Origin of the sequence: Micromonospora parastrephiae (genome assembly GCF_016802865.1) — a bacterium.
Lineage (GTDB): Bacteria > Actinomycetota > Actinomycetes > Mycobacteriales > Micromonosporaceae > Micromonospora > Micromonospora parastrephiae.
Genome location: NZ_JAEVHM010000396.1, coordinates 1 through 1,412, shown reverse-complemented (window position 1 = coordinate 1,412; position 1,412 = coordinate 1). Strand labels below are relative to the sequence as shown.

The 1,412-nt window shown below is 76.6% G+C and carries 1 protein-coding gene; it reads left to right on the top strand.

The window, feature by feature from the left end; all coding sequences use genetic code 11:
* The coding region (gene eccE / locus JNW91_RS31360) for a type VII secretion protein EccE (RefSeq protein WP_203179042.1) at positions 1-1,412 on the top strand (1,412 nt) is incomplete at both ends.

Sequence of the window (1,412 nt, the reverse complement as noted above, 5' to 3'; positions counted from 1 at the left end):
CAACTGGTCACCGCACAGGTCGCGGCGGCGCTCGTCCTGGCCGCCCTCGGCCGGGGCGCGCCGGTGACCGTCGCGGCCGTGACGGCGGCGGTGCTGCTGCTGGGGACCGCCGGGGCCCGGGTCCGGGGCCGGTGGCTCTTCGAGTGGCTGGGCACCGCCGTCGGGCACCTGACCCGTCGCCGGACGCTGGTCGGGCCGGCCGGGTCGGCCGAGCTGCTCGACCTTGTCGCGTCGGGTGCCGTGGTCCGTTCCACGGAGCTGTCCGACGGGCCGGCCGCGGTGCTGGAGGACACCGGCGGCATGGTCGCGCTTCTGGAGCTCGGCGACCCCGGCGACCTGCTCGGCGACACGACGCGGGCGATCCCCGCGCCGTCCGCTCTGCTGCCCGCACCCGGGGTGGACGTCCCGCCACTGCGGATCCAGCTGCTGCTAGCCGGGACACCGGCACCGGTGCCGTCGGCCGGTGGCACGGTCGGCACGTCGTACCGGCAGCTCACCGACGGGAGGCTGGCCGGGCGGGAGCAGGCGATGCTGGCGGTCCGGGTGCTGCGGGTCGACGGATGGTCGGAGGAGGCCCTGCGCCGGGTGCTCGCCGGCACGGTACGCCGCATCGTCCGCCGGCTGGGACCGCTGGCCGCGCGGCCACTCGGCGTTCCCGCGGCGCTGCGTGTCCTCGGCGAGCTGGCCCACCACGACGACGGCCAACCGGTGCGGGAGTCCTGGCCGGTGCTCCGGTCCGGCTCCCTGGTCCAGGCCACCTTCCGGCTGACCCACTGGCCGGACGCCGGTGGCGCGGGCGCCCGCCGACTGGCGCCTCGGCTGCTCGCGCTGCCGGCGACCGCGACGACCGTGTCGATCTGCGCGGGCCCGCTGCCGGCCAGCGGTGCCACCGAGGTGCCGACCGAGCTGACCGTACGGCTGGCCGCCGGGACGGCGACCGAGCTGACCCTGGCCGCCGAAGCGTTGGACCGGCTGGTCACCGGCCTGGGCGGAGGGCTGCGCCGGCTCGACGGCGCGCACCTGGAGGGGTTGGCCGCCACCCTGCCTCTGGCGCTCGCCACCGCGGGCGCGCAACCCCGACCGGCACTGGACGACTGGGAGCTGACCCTGGGCCAGGCGGGGATCCTGGTTGGCACCAACCGGCACGGCGGCGCGGTCACCATGCGACTGTTCCGACCGGAGAGCACCCGGGTGCTGCTGGTCGGCGGCGTACGCGCGGCCCAGCTGGTGGCACTGCGTGCGATGGCGCTGGGTGCCCTGGTGGTGGTGCAGACCGCGCGGCCACGCGTCTGGGAGCCGTTCGTCCGGGGGGTGGGTGCGCCGGGTGGGACGATCCCGCTGATCCCGCCCGGCCGGCCGGTGGCCGAGCATCGATCGATGTACAGCTACGTACGTCTGAGCATCGATCGATG